Genomic DNA, 22,538 nt, shown 5'->3' on the forward strand with positions numbered 1-22,538 from the left:
GACTTTGGTCGTATTGCTTTCATAGCATAAGTCGATTATTGTTGATGTATTGTTATGAAACAGCACACACAAAGAAAAATGAAACAGGGAGGGTTCATGGTTAATAATGAAAGTTATCAAGTTGCTATAGATATTTTACGTTGCCATCTTGGAATGTCCATGGATGAAGCACGTAAAGAACTAGGCCTTGATCAAGCGGCGAATCCAACGCCAACAACAGAAACACCAGAAATACTGATTGGGCTTAATTCACCTAATTAGTTTATCTCTATCAATTAAAACAAAAGGCACATAACGTGCCTTTTGTTATTTTTATTATCGCTATTTTTAGCTCAATGTTGCCAAATCAATATATACACCTAGATTTACCGCTTGATTATCAGGTAAGTAAGGAATTTCAGCTATTTTCTTACCTGGTAACTGTTGCTCTAACCACATTATCATCGCTGTATAATTATCCGTTTTAGGTTCGGTACAATTTGCAATCCATCCTACGATTGTTAGTCCATCAGCTTGAATTGCTTCTGCTGTTAATAACGCATGGTTTAAGCAACCAAGTTTGATACCTACCACTATAATCACAGGTAACTGCTCTTGCTTTACCCACGACGACAAATAATCGGTGTTATTTACAGGTACTCGCCACCCTCCCGCTCCTTCAATCAGCACACAATCAGATTTAGTTTTAAGGTGTGCTAAACCTTGCGATAATATTTTAAACTCAATGATTTTGCGTTCTTCTGCTGCTGCAATATGAGGAGATACAGGGCGATAAAAACGGTAAGGATTAACTTCATCATAAGTCACGCTAACCGATGATGCTTGTTGCAGTAATAAAGCATCACTATTTCGTAATCCTTGTGGTGTTCTATCACAACCAGAAGCAATGGGTTTATACCCTACCATCGCGATACCTGCCTGCTCCGCAGCATTCAAAATGGCACAACTGCAAACAGTTTTACCGACATCGGTATCTGTTCCTGTCACAAAATACGCTTTATGCATTTTTTAATACTCCAAAACACACCTGATAGGTTGCAGGCAATAATCCGTTATCTAATCGAAAATAATCGTAGGCATGCTCTAACTCAATGAACGTTTGTCGCCCAATTAACCCCGCTTGACGCTGTTGCTGTAAATGGGTAGCACCAATACCTTTTAAATCTCGCATCAATTTCATTGCGGAGGAGTAATATACTGTTACTGAGTTACATTCTAATGTTTCAATCATTAAGCCCGATTGTGCAATTTCAGCTTCAATGCGCTGTTGTGTCTTAAACCTATTAACATGTGGCTTATCATCAATCTGTGACCATGCGTGTTTAAGCTCATTTAATGAACCTTCAATTAATGTGGTAAAGAAAATAGCACCATCTGATTTAACAACTCGTTGTAACTCTCGTAACGGCACACTTAAATCATCACACCATTGTAATGCTAAATTACTAAATGCGTAATCATAGCTATCATTTGCCATCACAATATTTTCAGCATCGGTATATAAATACTGGCAATGAACGCCACATCGTTGCTGCGCCTGTAATAACATTTCAGCAGAGATATCTGCCGCCGTTACTTCAAATCCTTGGTGGTGTAACTCATGACTGAAATATCCAGTTCCACACCCAACATCAATCACTGATAGTTTAGCGGGTTGCACCTGCTGCTTTGGCATTAATGCAATTAATTGATGCCCAACTTGGCGTTGAAATGCAGCTGATTTATCGTAATGCGGGGCGGCACGTCCAAAAGCATTCGCTATCGACAACTTCTTTGATTGTTCAATTAAAAATGCAGCATTAGTTTGTTTATCATCCAGCATCGATAACCTCATTCATAGCCAGAGCCAACTGATGAATATCACTTTCATTATGATTGGCTGTCAGTGTTATTCGTAAACGCGCACTGTGTGGTGCAACGGTTGGTGGACGAATAGCCCCCACTTTAATACCCCGCTGTTGTAATTGAGCAGCGATCGCCATTGTTTGGCAACTATCACCAATAATCATTGGTTTAATAGGTGTGATCGTCGGTATAAGACTCCAACTATTATCAAGATAATGATTTAAAGACTCAGACAATGCCTGTAACTTTTCTCGACGCCAAGATTGTGTCTGAATTAAGGTGCAAGCTTGACTTAATGCAGTCGCTTGAGCTGGAGGCATAGCTGTTGAATAGATATAATGACGAGCAAATTGCACTAGATATTCCGCGGTGTCTTGATTACACAATACCGCAGCACCTTGTATACCAAAGGCTTTACCAAAAGTAATAATCAATATATCAGCTTTTATACCTGCTTGATGACAACTCCCTTGTCCTTCATCTCCTAGTACACCACAGCCATGTGCATCATCAACCATCAACCAACTATGGTGTTGAGTTGTTATTTCTCGTAATGATGTTAGCGGCGCACAATCGCCATCCATACTAAAAACACCTTCTGTCACCACCAATGATGCAGTTTCTACTTCCCGTTTTATCGTTGAGAGCTGTTGTTGTAACACTGCCATATCGTTATGAGCAAAACGCTTCATCTTTGCAGGTGATAACATGCCCGCTTCAATTAAAGAAGCGTGATTAAGCTTATCTTGAAACAATTGATCCTGGGATTGTAATAGCGTAAAAAGCACCGCTTGGTTAGCACTAAAACCACTATTAAATAATAACGCGCGTTGATACCCCAACCATTCAGTTAATTGTTGTTCTAAATCCACATGTGGCGGTTGAAAACCAGTCACTAAAGGTGAAGCCGTACTACCCGCACCATATTTCGCCAACCCTTGCTGCCAAGCAGTGATAATTTTAGGCTCTTGTGCTAACCCAAGATAATCATTACTAGCAAAATTTAATATTTTTGAATTAACATCATGGCACTGTAATTGCCGATAAAGCCCTTGTTGCTGACGTGTGATAAGTGCTTGTTTATGGCGTTGATTAAAGAGAGGCATCATAGAATATGTCATCTTTTGTTGGACGTGCCACAACCCGCTCTACGACTTGTTCTAATAATTCTTGAGCTTGAATATCATCAGGTTTTGCTACTTGATGTTGGCTGTTAATCCCCAATTTAGCAAAGAGTTGCATATCTTTATCTTCACCTGGGTTTGGTGTGGTTAACAGCTTACAACCATAGAACACAGAATTTGCACCCGCCATAAAACACAAGGCCTGCATTTGCTCATTCATATCTTCTCGTCCCGCAGAAAGCCTTACCGCTGATTGTGGCATGATGATTCGAGCAACTGCAATAATACGAATAAAATCAAATGGATCGACATTCTCTGCATTTTCCAATGGCGTCCCTTTTACTTTAACCAGCATATTAATAGGCACACTTTCAGGATGAACGGGCAAGTTGGCTAATTCCACTAGCAAACCGACACGATCTCGCGTGCTTTCTCCCATTCCGATTATGCCACCAGAACAAATTTTCATTCCTGCATCACGCACATGTGCCAAGGTATCTAATCGGTCTTGATAAGTCCGTGTGGTAATAATATTGCCATAATACTCAGGAGACGTATCAAGATTATGGTTGTAATAATCCAACCCTGCCGCCGCTAATGTCAGAGCCTGATCGGTCGTGATCATACCCAGTGTCATGCATGTTTCTAGTCCCAGTTTTTTAACGCCTTGCACCATATCAAGCAAATATGGCATATCGCGATCTTTAGGGTTTTTCCATGCAGCTCCCATACAAAAACGTGTTGCTCCTGATTGCTTGGCTTTCAGTGCAGCATCCAACACACGATCAACTTCTAATAAACGCTCTTTTTCTATATCAGTACGATAATGTGCGCTTTGGGGACAATATTTACAGTCTTCAGGGCAAGCACCTGTTTTAATAGAAAGTAATGTACTGACTTGCACTTGATTCGGTTGATGAAATTGACGATGAACCTGTTGTGCTTCGAAAACTAAATCCATAAATGGTTTCTGAAATAAAGCTTGTACTTCCTCAACAGTCCAATTGCTACGAACGTCCACAATACATCCCTCTTTTCTATTTTTATTATTCAAAAACACTCTATTGTTGATAAGTATAAAAACGATGTAGAGCTGCTTTTATACTGACATCACTCGTATAAAATTTAACCAAATAGAGATTTGCTCATCTTTAGTTGTTGGCTAGTCTACTAATAGTACGTAGACTGTCAACCTTGAATAATAATTTGGGTTTACTAGTGTGCATAAAGAACTCGCAATCGATATTGAATTCGATCAACGTCATATTTGGCATCCTTACACATCAACTATCAATCCGCTTCCATGTTACCCTGTAACTAATGCTAATGGGGTATATATTACCCTTGAAGATGGCACTCAATTAATTGATGGTATGGCTTCATGGTGGTCTGCAATTCATGGCTATAGTCACCCACACCTGACTGCAGTGGCTAAAAATCAACTGGATAAAATGTCACATGTTATGTTTGGCGGTATCACTCACCAACCAGCGGTTGATCTCTGTAAAAAATTAGTATCAATGACACCACAAGGCTTAGATACTGTTTTTTTGGCCGATTCTGGTTCGGTTGCCGTAGAAGTTGCACTGAAAATGGCATTGCAATATTGGCATGCTAAAGGCCAATCTCGCGCTAAGTTTTTAACCCTTAGACATGGTTATCATGGCGATACTTTTGCTGCTATGTCAGTAACCGACCCTGATAACTCGATGCACAGTCTTTATAAAGACTTTGTTCCTGAACATATTTTTGCAGATTCTCCCCAATGTGGATTCAGGGATGAATGGAATGAAGATGATATTAATGATTTCTCTGAAAAATTAGCTCAACATCACCAACAGATTGCCGCTGTTATTTTAGAGCCGATTGTTCAAGGTGCGGGAGGAATGCGTTTATATCATCCAACCTATTTATGTCGAGTACGTGAATTATGTGATAATTATGGCGTATTATTAATTGCAGATGAAATTGCCGTCGGTTTTGGTCGTACGGGAAAACTGTTTGCCTGTGACCATGCCAATATTAGCCCTGATATTATGTGTGTAGGTAAAGCACTCACTGGCGGATATATGACATTATCAGCGACCATCACTCATAAAAAAATTGCAGATACAATATGCAGTGGTGATGCGGGGTGTTTTATGCATGGTCCAACATTTATGGGCAACCCTCTCGCCTGTGCCGTTGCTAATGCTAGCCTTGAAATACTAGAACAAAACCAATGGCAACAACAAGTTGCATCAATTGAAGAACAACTAGCAGCTGAATTACCCCCAATAGCAGCACTTGATAAAGTAAAACAAGTACGTTGGTTAGGTGCCATTGGTGTGATTGAATTACATCAACCCGTCAATATGGTTGAAATACAACAGGCTTTTGTTAATGCTGGCGTATGGATACGTCCTTTTGGAAAACTTGTCTATATTATGCCGCCTTATATTATTACATCAACACAACTCTCATGTTTAACTCAGGCAATATACAAAGTATTAAATACATAATGCTATGTAGCTAAACAACCTTTTATTTTACCTTAGTATCATAAAGCAGACATTGTTCTATTTTAGTCTGCTTATACTGATTAAAGGTGCCCGACCAACATAATAATAACCATATATCGAGCGACGATTTCCTCATTAATCACTATGTATGTCTTAAGGTTATTATTATGCAACTACCACTTTTCCCCGTTGATATTTACTTACTACCTAACGGTATTTGCAAATTACAGATTTACGAACAACGTTATATTCGGTTAGTAAAGCTCGCCACAGCTAACCATCATGGTTTTGGCCTCTGTATGAAAATTGATGATAATCTTTGTCATTTTGGCACTCGAGTCATTATTACTGATTTTGATCCACTACCCAATGGCTTTATGAGTATCACAATTCAAGGTACCGAAATGTTTTTGATTAATAATCATTGGCAAGATAACGATCGTCTTCATATCGGTGATACTTCACCCGTGCCTAACTGGCATAGTAAAAACATCACCTTCATTGATCAAAACATTTCAGATAACTTAAAACAACTGTTCCAGCAGCACCCAGATCATGCCAGTTATTACCCTGATCCAAAATTTGATGATATTACTTGGGTGTGTCAACGATGGCTTGAGATTTTGCCATTAGAAGTTAATCAGAAACAATGGTTCATGAGCCGTAACGATTGTAGTGCTGCATTATCTTTCTTACATACAGTGATTAATACTAATTCAAACTTAGAATAGACCCTATTCTTAATAATCACCCCATAACTACACACTCAGTTATGAGTGAATATTTATTATGTTTAATAGTAAATGTCACAATCAATCAAAATAGTATTAATATATTATTATTTAATTCAATTAATATATTTAAAAATAACCAAATAGTATTTATTATATTTCAATCAAGCACATTAAATGCATTATTAGTCGTAGATGTTCAATTATTTATGGTTAAATAATCACTGTACTGATAATCATTATCCTTAATGACAAGGAATAGTTTTATTAATTAAAATAATCACTTAAAACATTAGCTTATGTATGCAAACATATTGTTTCCAATATTGTTCTAATCACACTATCGGCTTATTTATATACTCTCCATAACAGATTGATTTTTTATAAGTATTTTTAATTTTATTGCTAACCGAATTTATATTCACATCACATTTAATTAATAAGTATGATAAATACAGAAAAAAAATAGATAGAAAGTTTCTTTTTCATGCCTACAATAATCTCCCCACTGAGGTAATCAGTACAAAAAATACTATTCACATAGTAATAATAATTAGAAATAAAATTCGTCTATTTGAATACGGAATAAGACGACTCAGCCAGGGAAAAAAACATGCTTAATCTAGCAATATCTGTCATTCCAATTTTATTATTAATTTGGATGATGACAAAAAAAAATGCGCTACCTTCACATGTTGCACTACCTTTAACAGCATTACTTATTGGTATCTTACAATTAATTTATTTTGGCACTAGCGGCCGATTATTAGCCGCAAACATTATTTCAGGCTCTTTATCAGCACTTACACCTATCTCTATTATTGCTGGTGCGATTTTATTAAATCGGACCCTCTCAATTTCAGGCTGTGAAGATGTCATTAAACAATGGTTAGAAGGCATTAGTAAAAACCAAGTCGGTCAGTTAATGATCATTGGTTGGGCATTTGCTTTTATGATTGAAGGTGCTTCAGGATTTGGCACCCCCGCTGCCATTGCGGCTCCAATTCTTGTTGGACTCGGCTTTAACCCTTTACGGGTCGCCATGTTAGCGTTAGTTATGAATTCAGTTCCCGTTTCTTTTGGCGCAGTAGGAACACCAACATGGTTCGGATTAGGTAACTTAGGGCTGTCTGATGCAGAACTGCTACACGTAGGTAGCTTATCTGCCATTATGCATACAGCTGCGGCGATAGTTATTCCAGTTATTGCCTTAACCTTTATTGTTAGTTGGCAACAAATTCGTCGCAATATTATTTTTATTCAGCTAAGTATTTGGTCATGTACATTGCCGTATGTATGGCTTGCACAATGGAACTATGAGTTTCCAGCACTTATTGGTGGTGCTATTGGCTTAACATTATCAATACTATTTGCACGCTATAACATCGGCTTAGAAAAGAAAGTACCAATAGATACAGAAAAAACAACGGTTACTTTGCCATTTGGGCGCGTGTTTAAAGCCATGGCTCCTACCCTGTTACTGATCGTTATTTTAATTGTAACCCGCATTAAACAATTAGGGTTAAAAGGCATGCTGAATGACGCAACCCCAATGTGGAATTTCCACTTAGGTTTTGCCGACTTACACATAAGCCAAGCGTTAATTATTCACATTAGTCAAATTTTAGGTACTGACACCGCATGGGCATACAAAACGCTATATGTGCCAGCGTTAATTCCTTTTTTCTTGGTTGTTTTCGTGTCGATTCCTTTTTTAAAGATGAATAGACACCAAGTAACAACAGTATTTAGCGACACAGCATCACGAATCAAAACACCGTTTATCGCCCTAGTTGGTGCATTGATTATGGTGAAATTCATGATGATTGGCGGTGAGCACTCACCCATTATGACAACAGGTAACGCATTTGCACATTTACTGGGTAAAAATTGGCAATATTGTGCCGCTTATTTAGGGGCATTAGGCGCATTTTTCTCAGGCTCTGCAACCGTTTCCAACCTAACTTTTGGTGCAATTCAACAAAGTATTGCTCACACAGTCGGCCTGCCAGAAACAATCATTCTGGCATTACAATCGGTCGGTGGCGCAATGGGTAATATGGTGTGTATCAATAATATTATTGCAGTGTCAGCCATACTTGGTATTGCAAATAAAGAAGGCTACATCATTAAACGAACTGTTATGCCAATGATCTTATATGGCGTAATTGTTGCGATAGTGAGTACGTTTCTTTAACCACTAAATAAAAAATAGGTTGGCATACTGTGTAAGTAGATGCCAACCGCTAGTTTAACGTCAACATTTCAGGCGCCTTTACGCCATTGGAGCAATAAAATGAAGGTAAACTTTTTTGTCACTTGTCTTGGCGATACTGTAAAAGCAGAAGTTGCTAAAAAGACGGTACAACTGCTTGAGCAGTTAGAGTGTGAAGTGATTTTTCCTGAACGCCAAGGGTGTTGTGGTCAACCCGCATTAAACAGTGGTTATATCGAAAAAAGCAAGCCTGCAATGAAAAGCATGATCGAAGCTTTTGAAATCAATGATTATCCGATTGTGACGCCTGCTGGTTCGTGTGCCGCTTCTGTGAAGAAATACCCACATTATTTAGAAGATGAGCCTGAATGGGCTGCCCGCGCACAAAAAGTGGCTGACCGCTTATTTGAATTAACTCAATTTGTCGTTCGTCAATTAGGTGTAGAAAACGTCGGTGCACGTCTTAAAGGTAAAGGCGTTTACCATCCATCTTGTAGTCTTATTCGTAAATTAGGCGTACGCGAAGAGCCACTTATTTTACTTAATAATGTTGAAGGCCTTGAGCTGTTACCTATCGATAACCAAGAAACTTGTTGTGGTTTCGGTGGTACTTTCTCCGTCAAGATGTCTGAAATTTCAGGCGAAATGGTGACTGAAAAAGTACAGCATATTAGCGCAGTTAAACCTGACTTCTTAATTGGTGCCGATATTAGTTGTTTATTAAATATTGGTGGTCGTATTAGCCGTGAAGGTCAACCTATTAAAGTAATGCACATTGTTGATGTGCTGATGAGTCGTTAAGAGGTCATTATTATGTCAATGAAAACTAGCAACGTTAAATTTAAAGATCGTATTCATCTAAAAATGAAAGACGAATCTATGCGTGCCGCCGTTGCCAACGCACAAGAACGTATGTTTAAAAGCCGTGCAGTTGCTGCTGAAAAACTCGGTAACTGGGAAGAATGGCGTGAAATGGGCATGGATATTCGTAACCATGTACTTGAAAATCTTGATTACTACTTGCAACAGCTGAGTGAAAATGTAGAAAAAAATGGTGGTCATGTTTTCTTTGCTGCAACCGCTGAAGATGCAACTAACTACATCGAAACGATTGTAAAGAAAAAGAACGCCAAAAAAATCGTAAAATCTAAATCAATGGTGACTGAAGAAATCGGCATGAACCAGATGATTCAGCGCAATAATTGCGAAATCATCGAAACCGATTTAGGTGAATATATACTACAAGTCGATGATTGTGATGCTCCATCTCACATTGTTGTACCTGCATTACATAAAAACCGCACCCAAATTCGCGAAGTGTTCAAAGAAAAGCTCGGTTATGACGGCACCTCAGATCCTGAAGCCATGACCCGCTTTGTCCGTGAGCATATTCGTCATGATTTCCTTGAAGCCGAAATCGGTATTACTGGGTGCAACTTTGCGATTGCAGAATCAGGTACCGTTACTTTAGTAACAAACGAAGGTAACGCACGTCTAGCCACCAGCTTGCCAAAAACACATATCGCTGTCATGGGTATGGAGCGTATTGTTCCAACCTTTGAAGAGTTTGATATTGTTGCTAGCCTATTATGTCGCAGTGCAGTTGGTCTACCATTAACAGGTTACGTAACCGCGTTAACGGGTCCACGTGAAGGTGATAACTGTGATGGTCCAGAAGAATTCCACCTTGTTATTGTCGATAATGGTCGTTCAAAAATTCTAGGCTCAGAATTCCGCCCAATTCTACGCTGTATCCGTTGTGCTGCGTGTGTTAACACTTGCCCTGCTTACCGTCATATTGGTGGTCAATCTTACGGTTCAATCTATTCAGGTCCAATTGGTGCAGTATTATCACCACTACTTGGTGGCTATGAAGATTTTAAAGACCTACCTAATGCCTGTAGTTTATGTCGTGCTTGTCATGATGTGTGTCCAGTAAAAATTCCACTGTCTGATTTGTTACTAAAACACCGCCAGATCATGGGTGAAGAAAAAATCACCGCGTCATCAGAACGTGCAGCAATCACTGGTTTTAACTTTGTTAATTCACACCCTTTCATCTGGGATAAAACAGTTAAAATCGGCGCAATTATGGCTGGAAAACTGATTAAAGATGGCAAGCTTCCCTTTAAAGTGGGTTTGCTTAATGCATGGACACAAACGCGTGATTTACCCTCACCAACAGGTCAATCATTCCGTAGCTGGTTCAAAAACAGAGATGACAAATAAGGGGCTTCCGCATGTCAGAGCAACGTATTTTTAACCGCGATAGTTTCCTTGATAATATCGCAAAACAACTTGGCCGTGAGCGTATTACTGCACCCGTAGCACGCCCAAACCTTAAATATAACTGTCACAAAGATGTATTTGCAGACAAGAGCCCAGATGAATTAAAAGCTATTTTAGTTGATTACGCTGAAACAACATTAGCCTCTCAGGCATTGGTTACAACAAAAGATAAGCTAACAGAAACATTACGTAATGTATGTTTTCACTATTGCACTGATGATGGTGAAGGCCTTAATCCTATCGGAGAAACTATCTTTACTGCGGATAATCGTCTGTTAGATATAGTAAATCCGAAAGATTTAGCTGAAAAGCAACATGGTGTCTACATCTGGGATCATAGTGCAGGTTACGATGCAAACATTGCTGTTGCAGAGCGCGCTAAAGTCGGCGTAGTATTCGCAGAACAGGCATTAGCTGAATCAGGCACTATGGTACTTTATAGCCAAGCAGCACAAGGTCGAGCCGTTAGTTTGCTCCCTGAAGCCTCTGTTTTCATTGTACCTAAAAGCAATATCGTTCCTCGTTTAACACAAGCGACAGAACTATTACATCAAAAAGCACAAAATGGTGAACGTATTCCATCATGTGTGAATTTTATTTCAGGTCCTAGTTCGACAGCAGATATCGAACTGATCAAAGTTGTTGGTGTGCATGGGCCCGTCTTTGCCACCTACATCATTATTGATGATATGTAATTTTACCTATCACCAATAGTGATAAACAAACTAGCAGGATGCTAGTGGTTAAGCACTTAAACGGGAATACGAAAAAACGCAGTTATCGGACTGCGTTTTTTTTCGCGTATAATTCAGCTCTAAACAGACTATTGGAATATTGACATGCCTGCTATTGATGATCTCGTTCTTTTTACTCAAGTGATTGAGTATGGTTCATTCAGTAAAGTTGCTGAACTAAATAACATCACCAAATCTGTCGTGAGTAAACGCATCAGTAAGCTTGAAACTAGCTTGGGGCTACAACTTATTTATCGTACAACCCGTAAGCTAACACTGACCGAGCCAGGCGAAGTGCTTTATCATCGCGCCAAGAGCATCAGCAATATTGCACAAACCGCATTTGACTCAGTAACAGGTTATAGTGAAGCGCTATCAGGCAAAATTCGCATGTCAGTCCCCACCATTTCAGGTGAATTAGTACTGGCTAATGCTGTCTCTACCTTTTGTCAAAAACACCCAGGCTTAATGGTTGATATGTCACTTAACAATCATTTTGTTGATCTGGTTGCGGATAATTATGATCTGGTGATCCGTACCGGTTATCTGGAAGATTCAAGCCTTATTGCTCGTCATATTTTTAATTCACGTTGGGTTATCTGTGCTTCACCCGCTTATTTGGAGCAACATGGTATACCTGAAACACCTAAGGCATTAAATAGCCATAATTGTTTAGGTTATAACCCTCAAAGCTCAGGTCCTTTTGACTGGCAATTTATTCGTCAAAATAAAATCTATACCCATAAAGTGAGTGGTAACTTTTCATCAGATAATGCCGCATCATTGAAAAAAGTCGCACTCGCTGGCAACGGAATTGCTTATTTACCTACTTGTTTAGTTTATAACGAATTACAACAAGGCCAATTAGTTGAAGTATTAGCCTCACATGCAGGAAAAGTCGTTGGTATTTATGCCGTCTATCCCTACACACGAAAGCCTGCAAAACGTATTCAGGCACTGATTGAACATATTCGCGAAAGCTATATGGAAATTAAAGAACAATTTTAACCATCAATTCATTTCATCAATAAATGCCCATCATAAAGAGCTTGTTTCACTAATGCCGCACCTGGCATCGTAGCTTGGGTATAGAAACGGCTTTCTTGAAGTTCAAGATCGCGATTATAAATAGGCAGTGTTTGAGAAATAACACACTCCATAATTGCGGGGTATAACACGGCTTTAGCGCGATTTAATTCACCACCAATTAAAATACGCTGAGGATTAAATAAGTTCACCATAATCGCTATTGCTTGGCCGAGGTGATGCCCCAGATCGATAATAATTTGACGAGCAAGAGAATCGCCCGCAACCGCTGCATCACAAAGCGCCTCAATAGTCAGAGTTGATGCCGTTAATATCGATGGATGCCCTTCTTGTAAACGGGTTAAGGTTTGATCTAAAACAGCAGTTAAGCTTGCTACCGTTTCTAAACAACCATGATTACCGCAAAAACAGCGCTTACCATAAGGTTTTACCTGAATATGACCCAACTCACCAATATTACCACTACGGCCTTGCAGCACCGTATCATCTAAAATAATGCCTGCTCCTACACCATTGTGCACAGAGACTAGAATCGAGTTCGAAATACCACGTGAATTACCAAACAACTTTTCAGCTAATGCCCATGAACGAGTATCATTGCCAACAAATACAGGTAACCCTGTTGCCTGATGAATAATATCGCTTAACGGTAGGTCCTTGATGGTGTAATGCGGCATTTGTAAAACAATACCTTCAACCGCATTTACTAGCCCAGGTAGTGAGATTGCAATCGCTGAAATACGGTCAAGGGCACTAACATGATTGGCAAAAAATGTATTAATTTCTGTTAATAATTTAGTGACAACATCATCTTGCTCAACTTGATTAATATTTTGTCGCTCTTCCACTAAAATATCACCACTCAATGAGTGTAAAGCGATCGTTAAATAACCACGTCCTAATCGAATCGACAAAAATTGCCAACCTTCATTAGCAGGAACAAGTCCAATCGCAGGTCGTCCACGACTAGTAGATTCTTGATATTGTGTTTCTTTTATTAAATGTGCCTCAATTAATTCACGCGTGATCTTAGTAATACTAGCTGGCGCTAATTGGCTACGTTTAGATAATTCAATCCGCGAAATAGGTCCATACAGATCAATAAGTTTATATACGCTCCCGGCATTATTTCTTTTTATATGATCAATATGACCTGGCTGAGCGACATACATGTCGATACTCCTTGAGGAAAAACAGCGATAAATATCATTCGATTTTCAATTTTTTTACTTTGCGAAGTAATTGTGAAGTCTCTTGTACTCAGGACGTGACAGCCGTCACGAGGAATCCCTAAAGACTTCCGCTTTCGCTTCTGACATAATGATAAATCGGCATTTCGCCGAGTATAAATTCAATGAGTAAATTTAATCTCCTCCGTGCTTTTGCTAAACGTCATTCACAGGTGGCAGCTAGATTACGATATCCAAAAGTAGCGATAAGAGAAGTATGAGGTTCTGCGTGTACAAAATTAATGAAGTCTTCGAAACGATTCAAGGTGAAGGTGTATTCACTGGTGTTCCTGCTATTTTTGTCCGTTTACAAGTCTGCCCTGTTGGTTGTTCATGGTGTGACACCAAACAGACATGGACAGCTGAAACTGAAGATTTAGTCAGCGTTGAACGTATCATGATTAAAACAGAAGACTCTCCACTTTGGACCCAACTCGATGCGAATGGCATCGTTAATCTATTAGTTGATCAAGGCTATACCGCCAAACATGTGGTGATCACCGGTGGAGAACCATGTATTTATGATCTACGTCCACTAACAACTGCTTTAGAAAAAGCGGGCTTTAACTGTCAAATTGAAACCAGTGGTACTTCAGAGATATTAACCAGTGACCAAACGTGGGTAACGGTATCACCTAAAATCAATATGAAAGCAAAATTGCCTGTATTATCTTCGGCGTTAGCACGTGCAAATGAGATCAAACATCCCGTAGGCACTCATAAAGACATAGAACAATTAGAGACTTTATTGGCGCCAGTCACGCTGCGTACTGATGTCACCATAGCACTCCAACCCATCAGTCAAAAACCACGAGCAACAGAACTATGCATTTCAACATGCATCGCGCGTAATTGGCGTTTATCGATCCAAACCCATAAATATTTAGCAATTGCTTAACCCGCAGCACTTTCATCTCATGCTATAGCATCAAAGAATAACAACGCAATGATAAGACAGTATTTGCTTATCATTGCTAAAATGATCATTTCTTGACCAACCTTCTGTGTAAAATCCCACTTTCCCACATCAATTTATCAATCTAATGAGATCAATGCTTGATGCTTGACGTAAGAAAGGTAATATTACTTATACAACGATATCTTTAAGCACGTAATACTTTAATTCCAAAGTGAAGTGCCTAAACGGAGAATAACTTAAACATGACTTACGCGCCTGTAACAGACGTATTAAGCGGCAAACTAGCTATAGACAGTGAAGTCACTGTTCGCGGTTGGGTTCGCTCACGTCGTGATTCCAAAGCTGGAATTTCTTTCCTTGCCATTTATGACGGCTCTTGTTTCGACCCGATTCAGGCCGTGGTCTCTAATGAGTTAAATAATTACCAGGAAGAAGTTCTTAAATTAACAACTGGTTGCTCTGTTGAAGTCACAGGTACAATTGTTGCCTCTCCTGCTAAAGGTCAAGATTTCGAATTAGCAGCAACAGCAGTTAAAGTTGTTGGCTGGGTAGAAGATGCTGAAACATACCCAATGGCAAAAACACGTCACTCTATTGAGTACTTACGTGAAGTTGCACACCTACGCCCACGCACTAACGTAATTGGTGCTGTTGCTCGTGTTCGTAACTGCCTGTCTCAAGCTATTCACCGTTTCTACCACGAGCAAGGCTTCATTTGGATGTCTGCACCACTTATCACAGCGTCTGACTGTGAAGGTGCTGGTGAAATGTTCCGTGTGTCTACGCTAGATATGGCAAACCTGCCAATGACAGACAAAGGCGAAGTGGATTTTGACAAAGACTTCTTTGGCAAAGAAACATTCCTGACTGTATCTGGTCAATTAAATGCTGAAACTTATGCTTGTGCTCTAAGCAAAGTATACACATTTGGTCCAACTTTCCGTGCTGAAAACTCAAACACTAGTCGTCACCTAGCTGAATTCTGGATGGTTGAGCCTGAAGTAGCTTTTGCTGATCTAAATGATGTAGCAAAACTAGCTGAAGATATGCTGAAATATGTATTTAAATCAGTACTTGAAGAGCGTCGTGACGATCTTGAATTCTTTGCTTCTCGCATTGATAAAGACGTTATCACTCGTCTAGAGCAATTTGTAACGTCTGATTTTGCACAAGTAGACTACACTGATGCAATCAAGATTCTTCAAGATTCTGGTCGTCAGTTTGAGAACGATGTTGAGTGGGGCATTGATATGTCTTCTGAGCACGAGCGTTTCCTTGCTGAGCAACACTTCAAAGCACCAGTAATTGTGAAGAACTATCCAAAAGACATCAAAGCGTTCTACATGCGTATGAACGAAGATGGCAAAACTGTTGCAGCAATGGATGTACTTGCACCTGGTATTGGTGAGATTATCGGTGGTTCACAACGTGAAGAGCGTTTAGAACAACTTGATGCACGTATGATTGAAATGGGTCTAAATCCTGAAAGCATGGGCTGGTACCGTGATTTACGTCGTTATGGTTCAGTACCACACTCAGGTTTTGGTCTAGGCTTTGAACGCCTAGTATCTTACGTAACGGGCATGAGCAATATCCGTGATGTAATTCCATTCCCACGTACACCACGTTCTGCAAACTTCTAAATACCCAGTGTAATTAGTCGTAAAAAAAACCATCTTCGGATGGTTTTTTTTATAACACAATTATCATTACTTATATAAGCTACATTATAACACTATACTTCTTTCGTATTATAAATATTGATTTCATTTTGAAAATGGATTATGTTTAAAAGTATATTCACCAAAAGAATACAAACCTAGCGATAAATAAAAGCACACCCATGAGAATAAATAATACGAACTATAACTTTATAACCCTATTAAAAAGTTTTATTTTACTTTTTTTTCTATTCTCTAGCTTTTATGTTATATACAATATTTATCATATTGAGAAATTCAATCAACGCTATATAACTAGAATACAAACAGTATATTCTTATGTTCGTCGCTTTGGATCTTATTATAACAACGCATCTGAAGAACATAAGCTTAAAGATGATTATCAAATAGACAATGTTTCAATAATTATTAATACTCCAGGAAAAGTAAAAAAACTATCAAAAGGAATTAGTTTATTACGCTCAGAGTTAGATAAGCTCACTAATAATGTATCTGCAATTTCTGTTTTTGAAAACTCAACGAATAATGCTCATTTTTGTCCCATTAAACCCAAACATTCAAATAAACTTAATAACGATGCTAAAAATAATCCTATGCATCAAATTGTTGTGCGTGAAGGTTTAATTAATACATATCAATCTTTTTATGGTTGTAATTTAAAATTAACTAAAAGTTATACTGATGATTGTTCTGATACTCAGATTAGAACTATATATTATCCTATTTACAATAATAAGCGGCTTGATGCTTTATTAGCCATTGATATAAAAAGTAAAGATTTTACTGACTCACTACAGCAATATAATAAAAAATATTTAACGGTTATTAATATCAATCACAGTAATAATTTTTATACAAAACAAGAATTACTCCCCTGCTCAAAAATTCATCCAATGAACATGGGATTTAATTTATTTTCTATATTTAGAGTTACTTTTCTACCAGCCTTACTATTAAGTATAATATATGGCTATTTTAAAATTCATCTAATTAAAAAAAGACACAATATTCAACGAGATTTGATGACACATTTTTATCGTCGCGATTTTTATGAAAAAAAATGGTTAAAACAACGAAAATTTAATTTATTAATTATTGATATCGACCATTTTAAAAAAATCAATGATAACTATGGACATGAAATTGGTGATGAAGTTATTCGGCATATTGCAAAACGTATTAATAATTATATTGATCCTACAGATACCGCTGTTCGTTGGGGCGGTGAAGAATTCATCATTAACTTCCAGAATATAAGCAATAAAGAATTACATATTAAAGCTAAGGATCTTTGCTCTTTGATTGACTCGAAACCTATACTATCGCTTAATGTCACAGTATCTATTGGTGGCATAAGTACAACCAATAGTCATTTTAATGATGCTTATAAATTAGCAGATAAAGCACTCTATCATTCTAAAAATAATGGACGCAACCAATACACTATTGTCTAAAAAGGTGAGAAAGCACAAAGAATATTTATCATCATAAAGCATAACCACAGGTGATTAACTTTCAACTATCAATAGAAACATTTTATTGTTAAGATGTATATCTTTCACTTTAATCTGTAAAAGGAATATATAGAATATGATATCGTGTTCTAATATCTCTGGATAGTAATGAGTATAATTATAAATAGTATTTTAAAAAAAACGTTAATTCACTTAAAGCTTTTTACCTTATTTTTCATGATCTGTTCTAGTGCATATTTTATTTATAATATATGCAATATTGAAAAACTACAAAATATGTATATCACTACATTAAATAATGTTTATTCTGTTGCTCGTCGGTTTGGTTAATTTTATAACAATACAAGTACTGTTGCCTTAAATAAAGGGACATACATTTTTAATGGTGTCTCGGTTATCGTCAACACACCAACCAATGCTAAAATATTATCAACAGGAATAAACCAATTACGTTCAAATATCAACCAACTTACTAATAATAATATATGGACAGTGGCCGTTTTTGAAACCGCATCAGATTATTCACACTTTGATCCTCTTAGACCAGCTTATTTAAAAGGTTATGATAAAATAGCCATTAATACTATCGTTAAAAATGAAGACTTGATGGATACTTATCGTTCATTTTATGGCTGTAATATAAAGTTAACCGATATATATAAAGAACCAGGAACTAATAAAATAATTCGTACTATTTATTATCCAATCTATAATAATAAAAAATTGGATTCTCTTTTGGCAATAGATATTAATAACTCTGCTTTTAAAAACACCTTAGCTAAATTTAATAGTAACAAGATAACAATTATTAGCATGGATAATAATAATATTTATCACACAAGTGAGTTATTACCATGTTCAACCGTTGATCCCATTAACTTAGGGATTAATTTTTATACTCTTTTAAAAGCCACCTTTTTACCCTCTCTTTTATTAATGTTTTTATATCATTCATTAACGCAGCTAATTGCTAATAAAAATTTCATTTTACGCTACGATCAAATGACACATTTTTATCGCCGTGACTACTATGAAAGTAAATTAATTAATCAGAAAAATTTTAATTTATTAATTATCGATATTGATCACTTCAAAAATGTAAATGACACCTATGGTCATGAAGTGGGTGATGACGTTATTCGTGCTGTCACTAAGCGTATTAATAATTGTATTCGGAAAAAAGATATCGCCATTCGTTGGGGTGGTGAAGAATTTATATTATCGTTTCCAGATATGAATAAAGAACAACTAACAATAAAAGCCAAAAATATATGTGACTCAATTTCTCGCTGTCCTATATTAGACATTAATATTACAATTTCTATTGGTGGAACCAGTACAACTAACATGCATTTTAATGATGCCTATAAAGTAGCAGATCAAGCACTTTATCACTCTAAAAATAATGGCCGTAATCAAGCTACCATTGTTTAGATAACAATTAAATTGATTCTATACAAAATAGCCCATAGTTGTTGAGCTAAAGATCATAGGCATGCAATAACAAAACATAATTATAAATTCATAAATTTGTTACACCCTCTTGTCAAACTTCTATCACTAAGGGTATAAATAGGAACATAACTCTTTAACTACCCATGGATGATCGATATGTTTGAAAAGATTACAGCAGCACCCGCAGACCCTATTCTCGGTTTAACAGACGAATTTAAAGCTGATCCTAGAACACATAAAATTAACCTCGGCGTGGGTATTTATAAAAATGAAGCAGGTAACACACCTGTTTTAGCTACTGTAAAAAAAGCAGAAGCCATTTTATTAGCACAAGAAACAACAAAATCTTATTTAGGCATTCCAGGAACGCCTGAGTATGGCTTAGCAGTGCAGCAACTACTCTTTGGTACTGATTCTACACTTATTGCAGAAAAACGAGTTCAAACGGCACAAGCCCCTGGCGGTACAGGAGCATTACGCGTTGCTGCTGAATTTATTAAACGCCAGTTAGGGGATGTTACGGTTTGGATCAGTAATCCTACATGGGCAAACCATCATGGTGTTTTTGGTGCCGCCGGCCTAGAGACGAAGACTTACGGTTACTATAACGCCCACACAAAAAATATCGATTTTGATGCGATGGTGGCAGATTTAAATCAAGCAAATGCAGGTGATGTCGTCTTATTCCACGGCTGTTGTCATAACCCAACAGGTATAGATCCAACTAATCAACAATGGCAAACACTGGCTAAGCTCTGCCTAGAAAAACAATTACTGCCAATGTTTGACTTTGCTTACCAAGGCTTTGCTCAAGGTGTTGAAGAAGATGCACAAGGACTGCGTATCTTTGCCGATCAAATGCCAGAACTCCTCGTTGCTAGTTCATTCTCTAAAAACTTTGGCCTTTACAATGAGCGTGTAGGTGCTTTTACTTTAGTTGCCAAGAACACTGAGCAAGCAGTGACTTCATTCAGCCAAGTGAAATCTATTGCACGTGTTATTTACTCTAACCCACCCGCTCACGGTGCGGCTATTGTGACACAGATTCTAAACGATGCTGTATTACGTGCTGAATGGGAACAAGAAGTTACAGAAATGCGCGATCGTATTCAAGAAATGCGCGTATTATTTGTAGCAACACTAAAACAATGTGGTGTTGATACCGACTTTAGCTTTATTGAGCGTCAAAATGGTATGTTCTCATTTTCAGGCCTTAATAAAGACCAAGTAAAACGTCTCAAAGAAGAATTTGCTATCTATATAGTAGGCTCTGGTCGTATCAGCGTTGCCGGTATGACCAAATCAAATATGTTACCGTTATGCCAAGGTATTGCTGCTGTTCTGTAACGCATAAAAAATAAACTATACCCATAAAAAAAGAGGATGATTATCCTCTTTTTTTTACTGTTATATGATAAAAATATTATTAGCCTGATTTATTCAATGGTAATACATTACAATAAAGATCATGTTCATAATGCTTCTCTAATTGCTTACGCCAAGGCCGTTCTGATATTGGTACAAGATAAAACATTTCTCTTGTGGTATCAGTTACAAACGCCATTCCATGCCGCATCACTTCATAATGTATATCGTGAATATAACCAAGAGAAAAACTTTGTCTCCCTGTTAACATATTAATATCTTCGCGACTGAGGGATACTCCCTGTGTTTCATCTGCAAATCGTTCAAGTAGCCAACCAGAAAATTCCTTTGCACTTATCATCGTCATAAGATCAGTTTCTCCGAATTCTGCGTACTCCTTGAGAATTACTCTCCTTGTTTATAGTTATAGCAGAGTAAAAAAAAAGCGTCGGTTTTATGTCTTAAAGATAATAATAGTATAGACAATAGTTGTGATAAGGGGACAAAAGAGGAGAAAAATCATAATCAAACGAAGAAATCCCCGCTTCTTAAAGAGAAGCGGGATTAGCATATCTTAAAGTGCTTTATATAACACTTTATTCCCTGCCAATTGGATGCGCTCAACTAACCCTTCTTCTGTTAGTTTTTTTAGCGCACCAGTAGCCCAAGAAGCCGCTTTAGCCTCTTCTTGGCCTGCTTGTAAACCAATACCTTTTGGATTTAAACCATCAGTATGGCTTACAACAATATCTAGTACTTGTTGCTGCTTAGGTGTCAGCGTTGCAATTGGCTTAGAAACAGTCGTTGGCTTAGAAATAATAGGGTCAGTAACCACTGCCGTATCAATAACTAATTCAACTTCTGGCATCTTTTGAACTGCTAAGACTGTATTGCTTAAAAGAGGTTTCTGTTTATGCAGTTTACGTTGAACATTACGTTTGTGAGAAATTCTCATTACTTTTTACTCCGTTACACTACTTTTCAATCTCCACTCTTTTCATCGAGAAAAAGTGAGCGCGTTTTATACCAAGGTTATGTAACAATTACCAGTAAACGGTTATTTATCCGCCGATAAATATGATCACTCACAAACGAACATCAAATAATTGCGAATTTGGACGCATTTTTAGTAAAAGTATGCATCAAATTCATCATTTTCATCATTTTCATCGGAATTCTTTTTTAGACAAATACATCTATAATATATATTTGATCGCGATAATAACATCATCATCGTCGTTTGAATGGTTTAGGAGGCTGTGATGGAAACGCTTCATATTCATACGGAAAAACTGACCACAAAACATTTTATCTGGATAGCAATAATATTTACCACTCTCACCTTTGCTTTATTAAGTTATTTTAATACTCAATTACCAACAATAAGCCTCTTGATGATCGCTATATCATTTGGGTGTATTTTGCTATTTACTGCCACCTTCTTCAATCCATCGACCATGAGTTTCACATTGACCTTTATGCATTGCCAATTTCATAGCCACTATGGGGGTTGGTCAACAACATGGCATAATATTCAGCATATAGGGAACGTGACACTGTCATCAGATGGATGGCATCTTCCCTTACCTTGGATTGGCATTCGTTTAAAAAGTTATGATGATTTTATTCGAACTATCTGCCCACGCGTTGCATCTAGACTGTTACTAGAACAACGTATTTTACTGGTCATGGAACTTAGGCACAGCGCTCACCCAACCCATCAACTTGAGAATATATTATTTGATGATGATCCATTTATAACCAGTAGCGGTGAACAATTTCAAGGACTTCAAGCAATGCTTGCCAATCGAATGCGTTATAATCGAGAATTACTAGGGTTTGATTTTTTTATTGCGGATGATGTGCTTGATCGCCCTGTAAACGATTTTATTGGCCTATTACGTCGCTATAAAGCTGCAGCTTAATT

21 protein-coding genes are annotated in these 22,538 nt (G+C 37.6%); 14 read left to right on the forward strand and 7 right to left on the reverse strand.

Translation table 11 applies throughout. The annotated features are described in order from the left end of the window. The first annotated feature begins 96 nt into the window (after window positions 1-96). A complete protein-coding gene (locus ACJZU6_RS10385) occupies window positions 97-261 on the forward strand; it encodes a hypothetical protein (protein WP_162841594.1) in 165 nt (54 codons plus the stop codon). Between the two features lie 66 nt (window positions 262-327). Here the strand turns inward: ACJZU6_RS10385 and bioD are convergent, their stop codons facing one another. From bioD to bioB, 4 genes are read right to left on the reverse strand one after another with little or no spacing between them, the layout of a single operon-like run. Beyond that, on the reverse strand, window positions 328-1,005 hold the full coding sequence (gene bioD, locus ACJZU6_RS10390; protein ID WP_408900225.1) for a dethiobiotin synthase: 678 nt from the start codon (window positions 1,003-1,005) through the stop codon (window positions 328-330). Then, window positions 998-1,822 carry a malonyl-ACP O-methyltransferase BioC gene (gene bioC / locus ACJZU6_RS10395; protein WP_107276168.1) on the reverse strand — a complete coding sequence of 275 codons (825 nt, stop codon included), beginning with the start codon at window positions 1,820-1,822 and terminating at the stop codon, window positions 998-1,000. The genes bioD and bioC overlap by 8 nt, the downstream gene beginning before the upstream one ends. Then, window positions 1,812-2,951 carry an 8-amino-7-oxononanoate synthase gene (gene bioF / locus ACJZU6_RS10400; protein WP_408900942.1) on the reverse strand — a complete coding sequence of 380 codons (1,140 nt, stop codon included), beginning with the start codon at window positions 2,949-2,951 and terminating at the stop codon, window positions 1,812-1,814. Before bioF ends, bioC begins: the two co-directional genes overlap by 11 nt. Then, window positions 2,938-3,990, reverse strand: a complete 1,053-nt coding sequence (gene bioB / locus ACJZU6_RS10405) for a biotin synthase BioB (protein ID WP_408900226.1) — start codon at window positions 3,988-3,990, stop codon at window positions 2,938-2,940. Before bioB ends, bioF begins: the two co-directional genes overlap by 14 nt. Before the next feature lie 199 nt (window positions 3,991-4,189). Here bioB and bioA point away from each other — a divergent pair, with 199 nt between their 5' ends. The 7 genes from bioA to ACJZU6_RS10440 all read left to right on the forward strand — a co-directional run bounded on the left by bioA (window position 4,190) and on the right by ACJZU6_RS10440 (window position 12,447). Continuing rightward, on the forward strand, window positions 4,190-5,470 hold the full coding sequence (bioA, locus tag ACJZU6_RS10410) for an adenosylmethionine--8-amino-7-oxononanoate transaminase (RefSeq protein ID WP_408900227.1): 1,281 nt from the start codon (window positions 4,190-4,192) through the stop codon (window positions 5,468-5,470). Between the two features lie 167 nt (window positions 5,471-5,637). Further along, entirely contained in the window at window positions 5,638-6,201 is a 564-nt protein-coding gene (locus ACJZU6_RS10415) for an LON peptidase substrate-binding domain-containing protein (RefSeq protein WP_080156631.1), read from the forward strand. Between the two features lie 613 nt (window positions 6,202-6,814). Beyond that, window positions 6,815-8,398: an L-lactate permease gene (locus ACJZU6_RS10420; protein ID WP_080156632.1), complete on the forward strand. Its 1,584-nt coding sequence runs from the start codon at window positions 6,815-6,817 to the stop codon at window positions 8,396-8,398. Between the two features lie 99 nt (window positions 8,399-8,497). Then, window positions 8,498-9,217, forward strand: a complete 720-nt coding sequence (locus ACJZU6_RS10425; protein ID WP_080156633.1) for a (Fe-S)-binding protein — start codon at window positions 8,498-8,500, stop codon at window positions 9,215-9,217. Window positions 9,218-9,229: 12 nt separating this feature from the next. Continuing rightward, window positions 9,230-10,645: a LutB/LldF family L-lactate oxidation iron-sulfur protein gene (locus ACJZU6_RS10430; RefSeq protein WP_408900228.1), complete on the forward strand. Its 1,416-nt coding sequence runs from the start codon at window positions 9,230-9,232 to the stop codon at window positions 10,643-10,645. A gap of 11 nt (window positions 10,646-10,656) precedes the next feature. Further along, window positions 10,657-11,400, forward strand: a complete 744-nt coding sequence (locus ACJZU6_RS10435) for a lactate utilization protein C (RefSeq protein ID WP_408900229.1) — start codon at window positions 10,657-10,659, stop codon at window positions 11,398-11,400. A 144-nt stretch (window positions 11,401-11,544) separates the two neighbouring features. Then, window positions 11,545-12,447, forward strand: a complete 903-nt coding sequence (locus ACJZU6_RS10440; RefSeq protein WP_080156636.1) for a LysR family transcriptional regulator — start codon at window positions 11,545-11,547, stop codon at window positions 12,445-12,447. 8 nt (window positions 12,448-12,455) lie between these two features. On the opposite strand, the gene ACJZU6_RS10445 is transcribed toward ACJZU6_RS10440, so the two are convergent. Then, the gene (locus ACJZU6_RS10445) at window positions 12,456-13,658 is read right to left on the reverse strand and encodes an ROK family protein (protein ID WP_408900230.1); all 1,203 of its coding nucleotides are present in this window, start codon (window positions 13,656-13,658) and stop codon (window positions 12,456-12,458) included. A gap of 274 nt (window positions 13,659-13,932) precedes the next feature. On the opposite strand from ACJZU6_RS10445, the gene queE reads away from it, so the two are divergent. From queE to ACJZU6_RS10470, 5 genes are all read left to right on the forward strand, one after another. Continuing rightward, window positions 13,933-14,613 (forward strand): 7-carboxy-7-deazaguanine synthase QueE, encoded by a 681-nt coding sequence (gene queE, locus ACJZU6_RS10450; protein WP_162841595.1) that lies wholly within the window; start codon window positions 13,933-13,935, stop codon window positions 14,611-14,613. Between the two features lie 263 nt (window positions 14,614-14,876). Next, window positions 14,877-16,277, forward strand: coding sequence for an asparagine--tRNA ligase (gene asnS / locus ACJZU6_RS10455; protein WP_080156639.1), 1,401 nt, complete (start codon window positions 14,877-14,879; stop codon window positions 16,275-16,277). A 200-nt stretch (window positions 16,278-16,477) separates the two neighbouring features. Beyond that, a complete protein-coding gene (locus ACJZU6_RS10460; RefSeq protein ID WP_408900231.1) occupies window positions 16,478-17,770 on the forward strand; it encodes a GGDEF domain-containing protein in 1,293 nt (430 codons plus the stop codon). Between the two features lie 513 nt (window positions 17,771-18,283). Then, window positions 18,284-19,225 (forward strand): GGDEF domain-containing protein, encoded by a 942-nt coding sequence (locus ACJZU6_RS10465; RefSeq protein ID WP_408900232.1) that lies wholly within the window; start codon window positions 18,284-18,286, stop codon window positions 19,223-19,225. Between the two features lie 177 nt (window positions 19,226-19,402). Then, window positions 19,403-20,593, forward strand: coding sequence for an amino acid aminotransferase (locus ACJZU6_RS10470; protein WP_408900233.1), 1,191 nt, complete (start codon window positions 19,403-19,405; stop codon window positions 20,591-20,593). A gap of 79 nt (window positions 20,594-20,672) precedes the next feature. On the opposite strand, the gene ACJZU6_RS10475 is transcribed toward ACJZU6_RS10470, so the two are convergent. Both ACJZU6_RS10475 and ACJZU6_RS10480 read right to left on the reverse strand, forming a co-directional pair. Next, complete coding sequence (locus ACJZU6_RS10475; RefSeq protein WP_080156643.1) at window positions 20,673-20,978, reverse strand: hypothetical protein; 306 nt, start codon at window positions 20,976-20,978, stop codon at window positions 20,673-20,675. Between the two features lie 207 nt (window positions 20,979-21,185). Then, entirely contained in the window at window positions 21,186-21,566 is a 381-nt protein-coding gene (locus tag ACJZU6_RS10480) for a MarR family transcriptional regulator (protein WP_080156644.1), read from the reverse strand. Window positions 21,567-21,873: 307 nt separating this feature from the next. Between ACJZU6_RS10480 and ACJZU6_RS10485 the strand changes: the two genes are divergently transcribed. Continuing rightward, a complete protein-coding gene (locus tag ACJZU6_RS10485) occupies window positions 21,874-22,536 on the forward strand; it encodes a DUF2982 domain-containing protein (RefSeq protein ID WP_408900234.1) in 663 nt (220 codons plus the stop codon). The last annotated feature ends 2 nt before the right edge of the window (window positions 22,537-22,538 follow it).

It is taken from the genome of Photobacterium piscicola, from assembly GCF_046058925.1.
Taxonomy (GTDB): Bacteria; Pseudomonadota; Gammaproteobacteria; order Enterobacterales; family Vibrionaceae; genus Photobacterium; species Photobacterium piscicola.